Here is a 15,450-nt window from a genome sequence, read left to right as displayed (position 1 = left end):
CGGATTCGCGCCTCAGGACTCAGCGCAACGCGTTGCGCTGAGTCCTGAGCCTGTTGCAATGAAGATGAGAATCAAGGATCAATAGGCATTTGGAGTCTGACCCAAAAAAGTCCTTGCACGTCGCGTCAACTTCCCCTATAGTATCTCCTCGTCACGGGGGCGTAGCTCAGCTGGGAGAGCGCTTGACTGGCAGTCAAGAGGTCAGGGGTTCGATCCCCCTCGTCTCCACCATTGTGAATGCAAAGGTCTTCGGTATTCCGAAGGCCTTTTTTCATGCGAAAACGTCATACGCCACAAACCCCACCTACGCCAACAAAAAGTTGCACAATTTATTTCCCATGTCTGTACATAGTTTGTTATCCAAACGCGATTACCAGTGTAGCTCGCTGCTCCAGTTGAGCTTCAGGAACGCTCCCAATTATTGCCAACGCCCCAATAACCTGCAACAATGTGAACAACATCCCAGAACAACCCCCTTAAGCACGCTAAATGAACGATATGTTGTCCAACACAAGCCAAATCAGTTTCGCTACCAGCTTGTGCTAGGATACCTAACGTTACATGAGTTCAACTGTGCTCGCGGCTCCAGCAAGTCGCAAAGCGCAGGGTCGATCAGCATCCGGCCGTAACGGCGGTGTTAGAAAAACCACGAGCTCCAATATCGATTGCCATGCACGTTTTTTCACTTGCTTTTGTGGCTATTTATAAGTTCGCATTAGGCAGTGCAATATGTTGTTACGGCAAACCACAGCAGTCCTGCAGCTGTTTGCGTGCGGTCCAGTTTTGCACCCGCTTGACTGGCTCGCACGCAGCCAACTGGAGACGCGGTCATTTTGCGATACACGTCCGCGTCTCTAGTAACTGCACTTATACATACCGTTCACGGTGGGGCAGAGCCACGTGCTTGTCTAACTGGGCTCAGGGTTTGAATATGGAGCGCCTTCGCGCATAAGCGCCCTGGCGAAGCCATACCCAAACCCCGTGAGCCACACGTAAGACAGCAAGGGGGTGGTGCTCGTGTGGTATGTGATCCAGGTCAATAACGGTCGCGAAGACGTAATGCGCGAGCGCATCGAGCGTATGGTGCCTGCGAGCGCCATGCAGGAGCTCTTTTATCCCCAATTTCAAACCGAGATCAAAGTACACGGTGAATGGGTCAATACGACCAAACCGCTCTTTCCCGGCTATCTTATCTGCGATACGGCAGATCCCCGAACCGTGCAACAGTATCTGCTACGCATGGACGACTTTGCCCGGGTGTTATCCCAGGACGGTCAGTTTGTGCCGCTGGCAAAAGAAGAGGTTCAGCTTATTGGCGGATTTACGCATAGGGGAGACCGCGTAGTACCCATGAGCGAGGCCCTAAAAGACGGCGACCAGGTCGTAGTTACGGCTGGTCCGCTGCTGGGACACGAAGGCCTTATCAAAACCATTAACAGACGCAAGAGCACTGCTTATTTGGAGCTCAACCTGTGCGGCCGACGCGTAACTACGCGCGTTGGCCTTGCCGTGCTTTCGGCCGAGCAGCGCGTAATGCGAAACCTTAAAAAGGCGATCGCCTAGCTGCAGACGGTCGCTACTCAGAACAGGAAGGATCCCCGACCCGGGGACGAAGTGTTGGAAGAGAACGTGTCGGATAAAACAGAATATGCAACGAATGCGCCAGCGGGTGCGGCGCTGATTGCTAAGGCCATGGACCGGCGCGAGGGCGCCGGCCGCTACAAGGCCATGCAATCCATTATGGACTGGGACCGCTCGCGCCTGGCCTACCGTGCCGTGAAGCGCGCGTTCGACATCGTGTTCAGCGGTGTCGTGCTCGTCGTTATCGCGATCCCCAGCCTAATTCTCGCCGCGGCCATTCGCCTGGAGAGCGAGGGTTGCCCCTTCTACAGCCAGATCCGTGTGGGCCAGACCCGCCCCGACGGCAGCCTGACCACCTTCCGCATGTGGAAGTTTCGCTCCATGTACAGGGACGCCGACGAGCGCCTCGCCGAGCTCAAGGAGCAGAACGAGATCGCCGGCGCCATGTTCAAGATGAGGGACGACCCGCGCGTCACCAGGATCGGCAGGTTCATCCGCAAGCACTCCATCGACGAGTTCCCGCAGTTCCTGAACGTGTTCCTGGGCCAGATGTCCGTCGTCGGCCCGCGCCCGCCGCTGCCGAATGAGGTCGCGCAGTACACGGAGTACGACCTGCGGCGTTTGGCCGTCAAACCAGGCATCACCGGCTGGTGGCAGGTTACAGAGCGTAACTCGACGGGATTCGACGGCATGGTTCGTCGCGACCTGGAATATATCGCCAAACGTGGCGTTTTCTTCGATTTAAAAATAATCCTATTAACAGTGATTGAGGTTGTCAGCGGAAATGGCGCTTGCTAAAAAGACAAGAGGGAAATATGAAGGCACCAGTTCAACGGTTGATCTTCCCGGGCGAGTCGAAGTCCTGGGCGCCCCCGTCGACCCCTGGACGATGGGACAGACCGTCGAGGCGACCGATGCTCTCATCAAAGAGGGGCGCTTCGCCCACCTGATCGGCGTGAACGCCGACAAGCTGCTGCAGATGCGCGACGATCCCGAGATGGACGCGTGCGTGCGCCGCTGCGAGATCGTGAACGCAGATGGCGCTTCCATGGTCATGGCCGCCAAGAAACTGGGCGTGGACCTTCCGGGGCGCGTGGCCGGCATCGACCTCATGTGGGAGCTGTGCGGGCTGGCCGAGCGCGAGGGGCACAGTGTCTACCTGCTGGGCGCAAAGGCCGAAGTGGTCGCAAAGACCGCCAAGGTACTGTCTGAGAGGTATCCCAATATGGTCCTTGCGGGTTACCGTGACGGCTACTTCGGCGATGACGAGTTCGATGCCGTGGTCGCCGAGGTTGAGCGGGCCGAGCCCGACATCGTGTTCGTGGGCATCACCTCGCCCAAGAAGGAACGCCTGATCGAGCGTTTCCGCGAGCTGGGCGCCAAGGGCGCTTTCGTGGGCGTGGGGGGTTCGTTCGACGTGGTCTCCGGCAACATCCCGCGCGCCCCGATGTGGATGCAGCGCGCGAACCTGGAGTGGCTCTTCCGCATGATGCAGGAGCCCAAGCGCCTGGTGAAGCGCTACGTGGTCGGCAACACCCGTTTCTACATGCTTCTCCGCAAGGAGTCAAAGAGGAGCAAGGCCAATGACTAAGAAGAAAGTAATGCTCGTTTTCGGCACCCGCCCGGAGGCAATCAAGATGTGCCCGCTCGTCAACGAGCTGAAGACACGCACGGATGAGTTCGAGACCGTCGTTACCGTGACCGGCCAGCACCGCGAGATGCTCGACCAGGTGCTGCGCGTCTTCGGCGTGACCCCCGACCACGACCTAGCGATCATGAAGCCCGGCCAGACGCTGTTCGACGTGACGTGCGACGTGCTGCTCAAGCTCAGGGCCGTCCTCGAGGGCGAGAGGCCCGATGTCGTCCTGGTCCACGGAGACACCACGACCAGCTTCGCCGCGGCGCTCGCGTGCTTTTACCTTCAGATCCCCGTGGGCCACGTCGAGGCGGGTCTGCGCACGCACGACATCAACAGCCCTTGGCCCGAGGAGTTCAACCGCCAGGCCGTCGACATCGTGAGCGAGTTCTACTTCGCACCCACGGAGGCTAGCAAGCAGAACTTGCTAGCCGAGGGCAAGCCCGAATCGAAGATCTGGGTCACCGGCAACACCGGAATCGACGCCCTGCGCACCACCGTGCGCGAGGGGTACTCCCATCCCGAGCTCGATTGGGCTGAGGGCTCCCGCCTCATCCTCATCACGGCGCACCGCCGCGAGAACCTGGGCGAGCCCATGCACCGCATGTTCCGCGCCATCCGCCGCGTGATGGAGGAGCATCCGGACACAAAGGCAATCTACCCCATCCACATGAACCCGCTCGTCCGAAAGGCGGCGCACGAGGAGCTCGACGGCTTCGACAGGCTCCACATCATCGACCCTCTTGAGGTTCTTGACTTCCACAACTTCATGGCCGGCAGCCACCTCATCCTCACCGACTCGGGTGGCATCCAGGAGGAGGCGCCGAGCCTGGGAAAGCCGGTCCTCGTCATGCGAGACACCACCGAGCGTCCCGAGGGCGTAGAAGCCGGCACTCTGAAACTCGTGGGCACCGAGGAGGACGTCATCTATCGCGAGTTCAGCCGTTTGCTCAGCGATCAGGCCGAGTATGAGGCAATGAGCCATGCTTCGAACCCCTACGGGGATGGGCATGCGAGCGAGCAAATTGTGGATGTGCTGGCAGGTTAGCAACATGAATGAATGCTTCAAACTATATAAAGCTGCCCACGCCTGCACCAAGGGCCCGAAGTTCGTCCGTCCGTTGGCGGGAGTTTTCAGACATCTGTCGCAGTTTCTCTTTGCTTGCCATATCGGAAGCCAAGCCGAGATAGGCGATGGTTGCTTGTTCCAGCACAACGGTGTGGGATGCGTCATCTCCGAGAAAGCCGTGATTGGAAAGAACTGCGAGTTCTATCAGCATGTTACTGTTGGAACGCTCCGGGGGGGGGTTCCTATCATTGAGGATGACGTCTCAATCGGCGCCAACGCGGTATTGCTTGGAAATATCGTAATCCACAAAGGAGCGAAGATTGGCGCAGGAGCCGTCGTTCTTTATGATGTTCCTGAAAGTGCTACTGCCGTTGGCGTACCTGCAAGAATCATCATGACTAGTGAAATGTGATTAATTTTAAGGAATTATATATGGCTTGTTGCGATGAAATAGAAGTAGTTTCTACTGATCTTGTCTCAATCGTATTGCCCGTTTTTAATACTGCGGATTATCTTTCGACTTGCATAGAAAGTCTATTATGCCAGACCTATCCGAACATCGAAATTGTGATTGTTGACGATGGGTCAAGTGATGGTTCTTCTGATATTTGCAATCATTACTCAATTAGTAATGAAAATATCAGTGTCTATCACATTGAGAATCACGGCCTCTCATATGCAAGAAACCTTGGGATTGGTGCCTCAAAGGGGTCGTATATAACTTTTATCGATAGCGATGATGTTGTTCCGGCTTACTACATTGACTATCTAATGAAAGGATTGGCAAACGGGTCGGCCGACTTATCATGCGTTCAACTGCAGGAGATTGAAAACCAAAGCGCTATCAGCTCATTACCATGTGAATTAGATTTACCTGCATTTGAAATTGTGAATACCAAAACAGCTTTGTCGAAACTACTTCGTAACGTAGATATCTGCGAGTCTGCGTGTGGAAAAGTTGCAAAAGCTTCTTTTTGGAAGCAACATAAGTTTCCCGTTGGGCGGGTTTACGAGGATTTAGCAACTTGCGCAGGGATTATCAATGACGCTGATTCCATTGCGTTTTCCCCTGGGAAGATTTATGGCCAAGTTTATCGCGTTGGATCTCTTTCTAGAAAAGGCAAAATTAGTAATAAGCAATATTCCGATTGGAGTTATGCACTGAATCGTTCGATGAATACTATTAAAAATAGTAAACATTATGACGAGCTCGAAGATGAAATTGAATGCTTCATGATGTTAAACAGTGTTCGATTGATTCGTCTCTTTAACGATATTAATAAACCTGACGAGAATAGTCTCTCTATCAGGAACGAAGCCAGGGACTATGTCACTCTTCATTTGAGGACAATCAGAAAAAATGCCTTGGCTTCTCGCTCCTTACTTTTAAAGTCTTATATGAGTTCAAAAGCACCCTGGGCATATTCCGTAGCATTTTCAGCATATCAGCGCGTTAAGTTGATGAGGCGTAAGAAATGACGCGTCTCAATTACGAACATAACGGGTCGAAAAAATTAGACAGCAAGATGAGCTTGCTTTCATATAGGGTTAGTGACTTTATACTATTCAACATTTTCTTTCTGCTTGCCTTTCAGAATGCATTTCAAAAGCTCTTTGGAGGGGCGTTTGCATATATCGACGAGTTTTCAGCCCTTCTTCTTTGTTGCTGGGCGGTCTTCAGTATGCATGGGCACAAAACTCGTTATTGTATGATTTCACGCTATTTGCTGTTGATTAACAGCCTTCTTCTTCTGTTGGGATTGTGCGGTAACTTATTGTATAAGTTACAGCCTGCTTATCAGGCGATTGCAATCGATGCCTTTGCCTGTTCGAAGTTCATTATTTCTTTGATTTCTTCCGTAGTGATTCTGCAAAAGCGATCAGTGATTGAACTTGCATCTAGCTTTGCAAAATTTGTCCTCCCATTACTACTAATCTTATATTTTCTTAATCAATTTATTGATCTTGGCCTGTCATCTGGCGAGCGATTAGGATATTCATTCTTATTCGGCCATCCGACGAATTTTGCCGCAACTGTTGTTTGTCTGATTAGCATTCTTCTACTTGATGTTAAATCCAATAGGTTGTTTATCGTCTGTGGACTGCTTGTTCTCTGCGCTACGGGACGCTTCAAGGCCATCGGGTTTGCTTTCATCATTGCTGCTGCAGTTTTCTTGTATTCGAATAAGAAAAAGATTCCCCTCTCTTTCATTCTTCTAGCGGGATGTGGAGCATTGTTTCTTGTTTACGATCAGATATCGCTTTATTTTTTTGACTCCACTACGGCACGAAGCGTTCTTCTGTCAACGTCCTTTGACGTTGCAAACATGCATTGGCCACTAGGCAGCGGTCTTGCTACTTACGGTTCTAATGCATCTGCTGATTATTATTCGTCATTCTATTATTCCTTAGGGTTCCCAAGCGTTTATGGCCTTGGTCCCATGAATCACGATTATTTAGTTGACAGTTTTTGGCCTGCTGTTATTGGCCAATGTGGCTATATTGGCCTGTTGCTGGTTGCCATCATATTTGTACTTCTATTTTCAATGTCCCGCAAAGCCGTAGATCATGGTGTCCCTCTCTGGGCTAGCTTTGCGATTCCCATCTACCTTCTAATAGCAAGCACATCTGAGGCAAGTATTTTTTCTTCATATTCAGTTTTACTTGCTATGACTTTTGCGATGTTGACTGCAGACTCAAACCCATTTCATGTGGGGGAATCAGATGAATAAAAAACACGGTACTTTTTTAAGAATACTGCCTGGCAATATGGCCTTCAAATAATTAAATACTTGTTTCCCTTAATTACACTGCCTTACTTGACACGCGTGCTGGAACCCGAAGGTTATGCATTCTATGCTTACGTGATATCTTTCATGTCCTTCGCGCAGGTTTTTGTTGATTTTGGATTTAACCTTTCGGGTACCAAGCGAATCGCGAAGGCACGATCAATAAAAGAGGAAAACCACGTTATAGGAGCAGTAACCGAAGCGAGACTCCTTCTTTGCATCGTTGCAGGCGTGGCTGTAATGGTTACTGCATCTTTCCTGCCGCTTACACAAAATAGGTTGCCCTATGTCTTTCTGGCATTCACAGCGGTATGCGGAAAGGGGCTAGTTCCCGATTTCCTTTTTCAGGGGCATGAGAATATGGGGCCGATCACCACACGTTTCTTTGCCTCGAAAAGCATATCGACTATCTTTACGTTCGTACTTGTACATTCAATTAACGACATCATGTGGGTGCCAGTGCTCGATATAGTCTCGAACGGCGTTGCACTTGCATGGTCGTTTGCGGCCGCGAAGCGGAGCTTTGGCACTACCATCGAGCTCGCGCCGCTAAGCGAATCACTTGCTGAACTTAGAACTTCGGGTTTATATTGCTTTTCGAACATGGCCGCAAGCGTTTTCTCGGGTTTTACGACGCTGCTTATCGGCGCAGTCGTGACCGATGCGGCCCAGGTCGCCTATTGGTCTTTGTCTATGACGGCAGTCACCGCGGTTCAGGCGCTCTATGAGCCTATCATCAACAGCCTATACCCTCATATGGTAAATACAGGAGACTATTGCTTTGCCCGAAAACTAAGTATTTTGGCATTGCCAGCCGTCTTAATCGGCACAGTTGCCTTCTGTTTACTTTCTAAATCTATCATGCTTGTTTTAGGCGGCGAACAATACCTAGAAGGCTCTTGGGTGCTCGTGTGGGCGAGTCCGTTACTTGTATTTAGCTTCTTTGGCATGCTATTTGGCTGGCCAGTCCTCGGGGCAGTAGGTAAAGTCGCTGAGGTCACAAAGTCCACCGTAATAAGTGCCTTATTCTGCATCGTTACGCTTCTGATTGCCTCGTTTACTGGTATGACGGACCTCCATGTGATTTGCGCCATTCGATGTGCCACGGAGGCTTTACTGTGCGGAATTAGGTTTTATCACGCACTTCCCGTGCTGCATTAAAAGGAGTCCTGCAATGGATAAGTTAATGGATGAAGAGCGGACATATCTAACGCTTGACGAGGTGCATGAAGAGCTACTGAATTTGCTTCTGCGTTTTGATGCTTTTTGCAAGGAACATAATCTTCGTTATTCACTAGATTCGGGAACGCTTTTGGGGGCAGTTCGTCATAAGGGTTTTATTCCATGGGACGACGATATTGATTTGAATATGCCTAGGCCTGATTACGATAGATTGTTAAAAATTGCAAATTATCTGCCAACTGATTTGTGCGTTATAAACGCCTCCAATAGCAACTTTACTGGAGGGTTTACGAAGCTATGCACTTCTAATATTCGAGCTCAGGAGCCTTCTTATGACGGGGTAATGGAAGAAATGCTTTGGATCGATATCTTCCCAACTGATGGCGTCCCTGAAAACTCAGAACTATTTAGAAAGTCAAAAAAACGCATTCAGAGAGCATTGAAGCGCAACGAGTGGGCAAATATAAACCTCAATTACGAACGAGGGGCGCGTAAAGTAATCAAGACAATTTTTGGCTGGCTCTTCAGGTTCCAAAATCCTAAAAGTCGTTTATTAAAGCTCATTGATGAGACCATTGCATGTCCTGGATATGAGTCTGCCAAGCGGGTTGGATGCTTTTTTGGCGCAGAAAATGGACTTTGGACACTACCTAAAAGCGCATATGAAAAGACCGTATATCTGGAATTTGAGGGGCATATGCTGCCTTGTATGAGTTGCTGGGACGAATTTCTTACTGACCTCTACGGGGACTATATGAAACTTCCTTCCGAGAACGATAGGCAAACTCACTGTCTTAAGGCGTGGCGCGCCTGAGCTCCGAAGTTCAGATTTTTGACCCATGAAAGGATTATTCTATGATTAACTTCGCGGTAGGTCCTGTACCCTCTTCCGAAAACGTAAGAGCAATTGGTTCCCTAGATACTCCTTATTTCCGCACGCCGGAATTTTCTCATACCATGCTCGAAAACGAGCAGCTTCTTTGCAGCCTAGCCCACGCACCCGAGGGGTCACGTGCGATCTTCCCAACTTGTTCGGGCACCGGAGCGATGGAAGCCGCTATCATGGGGCTTCTTGATCCCATCAACGACAAGGCAATTGTTGTTGATGGTGGCAGTTTCGGTCACAGGTTCCGTTCTATGCTTGAGCTACACGGCATTGACAACGTCCCAATCGAGCTTGTACCTGGCACTCCGCTTACCGAAGCTGACCTCGAGTCTATCAACGTTGGGGACTGTACCGCTTTCCTTGTAAACTTGGGCGAGACCTCACAAGGTGTGCTCTATGACGCTAGCCTCATAGGGCGATTTTGTCGTGAACACGATCTGTTTCTAATCGTAGACGGCATCAGCTCTTTCTTGGCCGATCCATTCGACATGGAAAGCATGGGGGCTGATGTGCTTATTACCGATGCCCAAAAAGCCTTAGCCTGTCCTCCGGGCGTGGCGCCTATGGTCCTCTCTCCTGATGCTGTTCAAAGAGCGAATTCTCTTACGCAACCGTGCATGTATTTAAATCTTTGTGACATGCTAAAGAATCAAGAGCGTGGGCAGACTCCGTTCACCCCTGCAGTGACAACGCTATTGCAAATTCACGAGAGGCTAGCCGCCCTAGATGCCGCCGGTGGCGCTAAAGCTGAAGTTGCTCGATGTGCCGACGTGGCCAATGACTTCCGCAATAGGATCTTCTCGGCCGGTCTACCTTTTCAAATGCGCCTAGCTTCTCCCTCAAATGCCGTGACCTATATCGAAAGCCCTTACGTGAGTGCCAAGGCACTGTTCGCCTTGCTTAAAGATGAGTACGGCATCTGGCTGTGTCCCAACGGCGGAGAAAAGGCTGACACCTCGTTCAGAGTAGGGCACATCGGCAATCATCCGCTCTCTGATAATGTGCTTTTAGTTGCAGCACTCGTCGATGCTTGCGGACGTTTGGAGTCTAAGCACGACAAGGAAGCCAATAAATGATGAAGGTCATCACCTATGGTACCTACGACCATCTCCATCGTGGACATGTGCGTCTACTGGAGCGCGCAAAGGCCTTGGGCGACTACCTAATCGTAGGTGTCACTTCTGATGATTTCGACAAGCAGCGTGGCAAGATTAACGTGCAGCAGCCTCTCGAGGAGCGCATTGCTGCAGTAAGAGCCACGGGTATTGCCGACAAGATAATTGTCGAAGAGTATGAGGGTCAAAAAATTGATGATATCAAGCGCTATGGCGTGGATATTTTCACTGTAGGCTCTGACTGGGTAGGGCATTTCGATTATCTAAACGAGTACTGTAAGGTTGAATACCTTGAACGTACCCGCGGTGTATCATCCACAGAAATTCGCAGCATTAAAAAACAGCATTGCGGCTTGGTTGGATATACTGACTACATGAACCGCGTGTATGCAGAATGCGGTTTAGTTAACGGCCTTGAGGTCGTTGCGATATGCACGAAAGATAGAAGCTCGCTAAGCAAGAACTCGTTAAGCGCTCCGCTGATTACAGACAATTTCAACGAATTGCTAGACGCCGTAGATTTGGTCTATATCCACTCGCATCCAGATTGCCATTATGAACAAGTAAAGAAGGCGCTTGAGGCAGGCAAGCATGTTATGTGTGAAGCTCCGCTCGCCAAAAGCGCAGCAGAATGCGATGAGCTATTTTCCTTAGCTGACGAGCGAGACTTAGTGCTAATGGACTCCCTCCGAACCGCGTATTCAACGGCATACGCACGAATGTTATTGCTTGTAGCGGGCGGTCGTATCGGCGACGTCGTATCTGTTGACGCGACTTGCACCAACCTCAATACGAACCGCCCGCCGTATTCATTAAGCCATGAAACAGCTTGGAGCAGCATGGCCGCATGGGGACCGACGGCACTGCTGCCGATATTTCAAATATTGGGTTCTAGCCCCGAGACCGTGCAGTTTTCCTCCTTATGTGATCTAAAAGATAAAGCCTTCGACAATTTTTCCAGAATCAGTGTTGAGTTCCAAGGGGCCGTTGGTAGTGCAAAAGTAGGTGCAGGTGCAAAGTCTGAAGGAAGCCTAGTAGTCTCAGGCACCAAAGGCTATGTATACGTTCCTGCTCCTTGGTGGAAAACGGACTACTTTGAAATTCGCTACGAAAATTCATCTGACAACCGTCGTTATTTCTACCAATTGGATGGAGAGGGAATTCGATTTGAGTGGGTTTCTTTCCTAAGAATGATTGAGGCGGTGAGCGAAGGTACTGATGGTGAAGAGGCACTTCGCCGTGAAGGCGGTATTGAAAGAGATATAACACGTGCAATCTGTGAAGTGATCGGTTCCTTTGAGCGAGGCGATCACGTTAGATACATGGAGGTTCATAAATGAAGAAAATTCTTCTATTAGGCGGTCCCGTTTTCCAAAAACCTGTAATTCAGCGCGCAAAGTCTATGGGGCTTTACGTTGGCGTGGCTGACATCAGTCAGGATGCTCCCGCAGCATCACTCGCTGATGAGTTTTTTCAGGGTTCCATTAGAGATTATGATGCCATGCTCGCGATTGCTCGTGAGTTTAAACCGGATGCCATTGCCAGCGGAGCATGCGATACCTCGGTTGTCACTGTTGCTCGTCTTTGTGAGGAGCTAGGGCTGCCAGGCAATTCAGTAGATGCCGCTCTTAATTCTACCGACAAATTTAGGATGATAAATTGCTTTGCTCAAGAGGGGGTTCCTCATCCTGCCTTCGCCGTAGCCAAGGTGAGTGAGCTTGATACTTTTGTTCCCCCTTTCTCCTATCCTGTCATAACAAAACCTATTGACAGCGCTGGAGGCAGGGGAGTGAATCTGGTTTCATCACCTGAGGAACTCCCCGCAGCACTTCAGACTGCATCTAAAGCAGGCATCTCGGGCGATGTGCTTGTAGAAGAATGTATGACCGGCCCTGAAGTCAGCGTGGAAATTATCGTTTCTGGCGGTATCCCTCATGTACTGCAGGTTACCGATAAGTTAACTTCCGGCGCTCCGAATTTCTTTGAAATTGGCCATATTCAACCCACAAGTTTAAGTTGCGAACAGCGTCGGGCAATTTCGGATGTTGCTTCATCCGCCGTACTAGCCGTTGGTCTCAAAAATAGCGCCGCGCATGCAGAAGTGATGCTAACTTCCGAAGGTCCTAAGATGGTTGAGCTTGGAGCTCGACTTGGTGGCGACTGGATTACCTCGCATCTTATCTGGAACTCTGTGTCGGGCATCGACATGGTTGAGACCATGATTAAGCTGGCATTGGGAGAAGAGTTCAGTGAGCTCAGCTACAGTGATAGCGGTAAATTCGTAGCAACTAAATTCCTTCCTGCTCGCGAGGGCGTACTTCAGGAATTAAACGGTATTGAAACTGCAAGAGATTCCGAAGGCGTTATTCATGTTGAAGTTCACGGTATCGTTGGAAAACGGTACGGAAAAGCAGTGGATGATTCTGCTCGCTTTGCTTCCGTTGTTGCCAGCGGCAACACGAAAGAAGAAGCGTTAACCAATTGCGACCGTGCTCTTAGGTTAATTGAAGTTCAAATGGGATAAGAACTATTCGCTAACTCTATATGCTGGTTTTTTTTGAGGCCGGATTGCTTTGTTTACTAGTAACAAAGCAATCCGGCCTTATTTGTACAGGCTCCTAATCCGAGGGTCCTTTGTTGCTTTTGAAGCAAGCAATCTATTCACCCTTTTATTTCTCCTTTTTGGAGAACCTTTCGCATAGTCCCACTATATGGATACTGAATCAGAGAATCCTGAATGCAGAACGATAATTGTAGTATTGCCAATTGATTTTAGTGACGGAGGAGACAATGGACCTAACGAATCTACCTGAGTACATCTCAGCGATTGTGGCAATCATCGCATTGTTCATTTCTTGTTACCCAGCTCGTCTCAGTAATAAACAGTCTCTATTTAATCGACGTTTAAATATTTGGATAACCGTCGATAAGCTCATGAGCGTTTACGCAAATAACGCGAAGAACTTGAAACATGATGACGAACCGCAAATGGCTATCGACCTACTATTTGTATGGCTGACTAACACCGCGTACCTGCAATCAATTTCAGCCTCAATTAATAAGGTGTTAGATGCCGACCTTCAACTCAAATTGCATTTAAAACTTGATGAAATGAGATCGCTCGCCATGGAGGCGAGATTTTGCTTCAAGGGAAAGAGTGGAGAGGCAATTGCCGAATTCATAGAAGCTTATCAATCCCTTTTGTTTTCAATGTATCAGTATCAGATTCTATTTAATAAGATGCTCCAGAATGCAAGGGAATATCAATGGACGCTTGAACAGGCTTCTGAAAAGTTACATGAGCCCGATCAACGGAAAGATCTCTTTGAGAAAGAAGGCGCTCTTGCTGCCTCATACAAGACTTTATGTTACCACAATAAGAGGGGTGCAATTCAGCGCCAAATAAAATTAACAGGTCCTATATGGCACTAAGCTAAAAATTGGGTGCTTAAGACGGTCGATGCCGCACCAAACCTCAAAGCCATTAGCCCAATGTGCAAAATCTTAAGCTCTAAAACAGCACAAAATCTGCCAGCTTTCATTACTGCGAGTTTTAGAACGTTACCAATTAGAATTGAACCCTGTGGTGGAATTAGATTTGGAAGCTGATTCAGGTGAACTTTAAGGACGAATACATAAATAGTCAGATGTCCAGCTGGAGACATCATCCACTGCGGTACGTGGCTAGGGAGGATGAGCTCGCTTACAGTCGTCTTTATGGCTACGTAGGACAATTGGCGGATTCCGTTAGTGGTTTAGTCTCTACGCCATCTTTCAACCAGTTTTTACTTGAATCCTGTCAGCTCTTAGCAAACTCGCTAGATCTAATTCATCAAGGTTACTTCGATGCTGCTTTTTATTCAGTCAGACAAGCTGGAGAGGTCATCCTTATTGGAACGTTGTTTTCAAATCTAGAAGAATCTGAGCGCAAGGCTAAATATGAGAAATGGGTCTCGCTCGACAGGTTCCCCTCATTTAGCGAACTCTCCAAACTGCTGCGTTCAAAAGATATTGAATATCGAGACCTTCTTGAACAAATGCCCGAAATTGATGAGCTAATCAGCAAGCTCAATAAGAGGGCGAACAAGTATATTCACAAACAAGGCCACGAATCCTTTTACACTAAGCCTTACGAGGTGGTTTCTGAAAGCGCGAAGCATATTCGAGAGGATTTCTCCGATTATTTCAAGACTACTGTAAAGGTCTGTGCAATTTTTCGACTTGCCGTCGATCCTTTCCCAATATTACTGAGCGACCCCGAATGCGAATTCAGATTCCCTGATTGTATGACACTCGAATTCGGTCAGAGCTTTATTGATAATTGTTTGGGAAAAGAGTTTGTTAAGCATTACATTGAGACGGATTATTACCGCAATTGGGTGAATGCGACTAAGTCAGCATTTCCTCAGTTGAAGGAGGCAACATATAATGTTTCAAACGTGCACTATATTGATTTGTCTAACATCGAAGACATTCTTGATGAGCTAGATAAGTTAACGTTATATGAGGCAACTGCTGTTTTATTTTCTGCACTATTCTCAGAGAAAGTAATTGCCATTCATATAACCGGCATGCTTGACGCGTTTAGCAATTCGGCAAGACCATCAAGCGGTCTGTACCTTTCAGACATGAGTGATTACGCCGAGCAGCTTGGCGGAGTCAACGTTCCACTCGCGGAGATTTGTCGTCTCGCTAGTCTTGATATATCGCATGAGTTTTCTCCCGTTAGCTCATTCATTACTTCGTTTTCTATTGCGTCAGATTTTGTTTGCGTTGAGACCGATAAGCTTCTTGATGACAAAGAAGTTGAGCTAGGCCGAAAAGCGGCAGAAGAGCTTGATTGGCTTTGGAGCCGGATCAAAACAGGCCAATGTGCCATGTTTGAATTAAAGGAAACGTCACTGTTCAAGTGGATTAAACAAAGCATGCAAGTAGAATGTCATCGCGTCTAGGCCGGCAAGAAATAACTGATCGTGAGTACGTGCCATCCGACCCACCTATCGAGCTTCTTGGCGAGCTGGTTTGATTCGACGCGGATATTTGTCTTTACAATGTCTTATCCTCAAGTAATGAAACCTGCCGTAAACTAACAAATCCAATAGTGGGAAACGAGTGGGTAGTGTCGAGAAAGTTGGTGTAGCGCTCGATCCGAAGCGAGTCGGCTCGGCGTCCAGGAACCTGGAATACGGTTG

Annotated in this window: 13 protein-coding genes, 1 tRNA gene and 1 pseudogene; all 15 read left to right on the top strand. The window is 49.0% G+C overall.

Features of this window, described 5'->3' with window-relative positions:
• Positions 1-155 precede the first annotated feature (155 nt).
• The 15 genes and pseudogenes from I2E13_RS10595 to I2E13_RS10525 all read left to right on the top strand — a co-directional run bounded on the left by I2E13_RS10595 (position 156) and on the right by I2E13_RS10525 (position 15,210).
• Positions 156-231, top strand: a tRNA-Ala gene (locus tag I2E13_RS10595).
• A 786-nt stretch (positions 232-1,017) separates the two neighbouring features.
• Positions 1,018-1,563, top strand: a complete 546-nt coding sequence (gene loaP / locus I2E13_RS10590; protein WP_324249389.1) for an antiterminator LoaP — start codon at positions 1,018-1,020, stop codon at positions 1,561-1,563.
• Positions 1,564-1,629: 66 nt separating this feature from the next.
• The gene (locus I2E13_RS10585; RefSeq protein WP_271817662.1) at positions 1,630-2,379 is read left to right on the top strand and encodes a sugar transferase; all 750 of its coding nucleotides are present in this window, start codon (positions 1,630-1,632) and stop codon (positions 2,377-2,379) included.
• Positions 2,366-3,172 (top strand): WecB/TagA/CpsF family glycosyltransferase, encoded by an 807-nt coding sequence (locus I2E13_RS10580; RefSeq protein ID WP_195405082.1) that lies wholly within the window; start codon positions 2,366-2,368, stop codon positions 3,170-3,172. The genes I2E13_RS10585 and I2E13_RS10580 overlap by 14 nt, the downstream gene beginning before the upstream one ends.
• Complete coding sequence (gene wecB, locus I2E13_RS10575) at positions 3,165-4,265, top strand: non-hydrolyzing UDP-N-acetylglucosamine 2-epimerase (RefSeq protein WP_195405081.1); 1,101 nt, start codon at positions 3,165-3,167, stop codon at positions 4,263-4,265. The genes I2E13_RS10580 and wecB overlap by 8 nt, the downstream gene beginning before the upstream one ends.
• 4 nt (positions 4,266-4,269) lie before the next feature.
• Positions 4,270-4,698 (top strand): serine O-acetyltransferase, encoded by a 429-nt coding sequence (locus I2E13_RS10570; protein ID WP_195405080.1) that lies wholly within the window; start codon positions 4,270-4,272, stop codon positions 4,696-4,698.
• 20 nt (positions 4,699-4,718) lie between these two features.
• Positions 4,719-5,765: a glycosyltransferase family 2 protein gene (locus I2E13_RS10565; protein ID WP_195405079.1), complete on the top strand. Its 1,047-nt coding sequence runs from the start codon at positions 4,719-4,721 to the stop codon at positions 5,763-5,765.
• Positions 5,762-7,018, top strand: coding sequence for a hypothetical protein (locus I2E13_RS10560; protein WP_195405078.1), 1,257 nt, complete (start codon positions 5,762-5,764; stop codon positions 7,016-7,018). Before I2E13_RS10565 ends, I2E13_RS10560 begins: the two co-directional genes overlap by 4 nt.
• A gap of 27 nt (positions 7,019-7,045) precedes the next feature.
• A pseudogene (locus I2E13_RS10555) lies at positions 7,046-8,236 on the top strand (oligosaccharide flippase family protein); the annotation flags it as partial.
• A gap of 13 nt (positions 8,237-8,249) precedes the next feature.
• Complete coding sequence (locus I2E13_RS10550) at positions 8,250-9,071, top strand: LicD family protein (protein WP_195405077.1); 822 nt, start codon at positions 8,250-8,252, stop codon at positions 9,069-9,071.
• 41 nt (positions 9,072-9,112) lie between these two features.
• A complete protein-coding gene (locus I2E13_RS10545) occupies positions 9,113-10,219 on the top strand; it encodes a pyridoxal-phosphate-dependent aminotransferase family protein (protein WP_195405076.1) in 1,107 nt (368 codons plus the stop codon).
• A complete protein-coding gene (locus tag I2E13_RS10540) occupies positions 10,216-11,598 on the top strand; it encodes a Gfo/Idh/MocA family oxidoreductase (protein WP_195405075.1) in 1,383 nt (460 codons plus the stop codon). The genes I2E13_RS10545 and I2E13_RS10540 overlap by 4 nt, the downstream gene beginning before the upstream one ends.
• Positions 11,595-12,782 carry an ATP-grasp domain-containing protein gene (locus tag I2E13_RS10535; RefSeq protein ID WP_195405074.1) on the top strand — a complete coding sequence of 396 codons (1,188 nt, stop codon included), beginning with the start codon at positions 11,595-11,597 and terminating at the stop codon, positions 12,780-12,782. The genes I2E13_RS10540 and I2E13_RS10535 overlap by 4 nt, the downstream gene beginning before the upstream one ends.
• A 266-nt stretch (positions 12,783-13,048) precedes the next feature.
• Complete coding sequence (locus I2E13_RS10530) at positions 13,049-13,690, top strand: hypothetical protein (RefSeq protein WP_195405073.1); 642 nt, start codon at positions 13,049-13,051, stop codon at positions 13,688-13,690.
• A 182-nt stretch (positions 13,691-13,872) separates the two neighbouring features.
• The gene (locus I2E13_RS10525) at positions 13,873-15,210 is read left to right on the top strand and encodes a hypothetical protein (protein ID WP_229057956.1); all 1,338 of its coding nucleotides are present in this window, start codon (positions 13,873-13,875) and stop codon (positions 15,208-15,210) included.
• The last annotated feature ends 240 nt before the right edge of the window (positions 15,211-15,450 follow it).

This window comes from Collinsella aerofaciens, assembly GCF_015554145.1.
In the GTDB taxonomy this organism is placed as follows: domain Bacteria; phylum Actinomycetota; class Coriobacteriia; order Coriobacteriales; family Coriobacteriaceae; genus Collinsella; species Collinsella aerofaciens_AA.
Note: the sequence above shows the minus strand (reverse complement) of the source record. Positions and strands in the feature narration are given on the sequence as shown.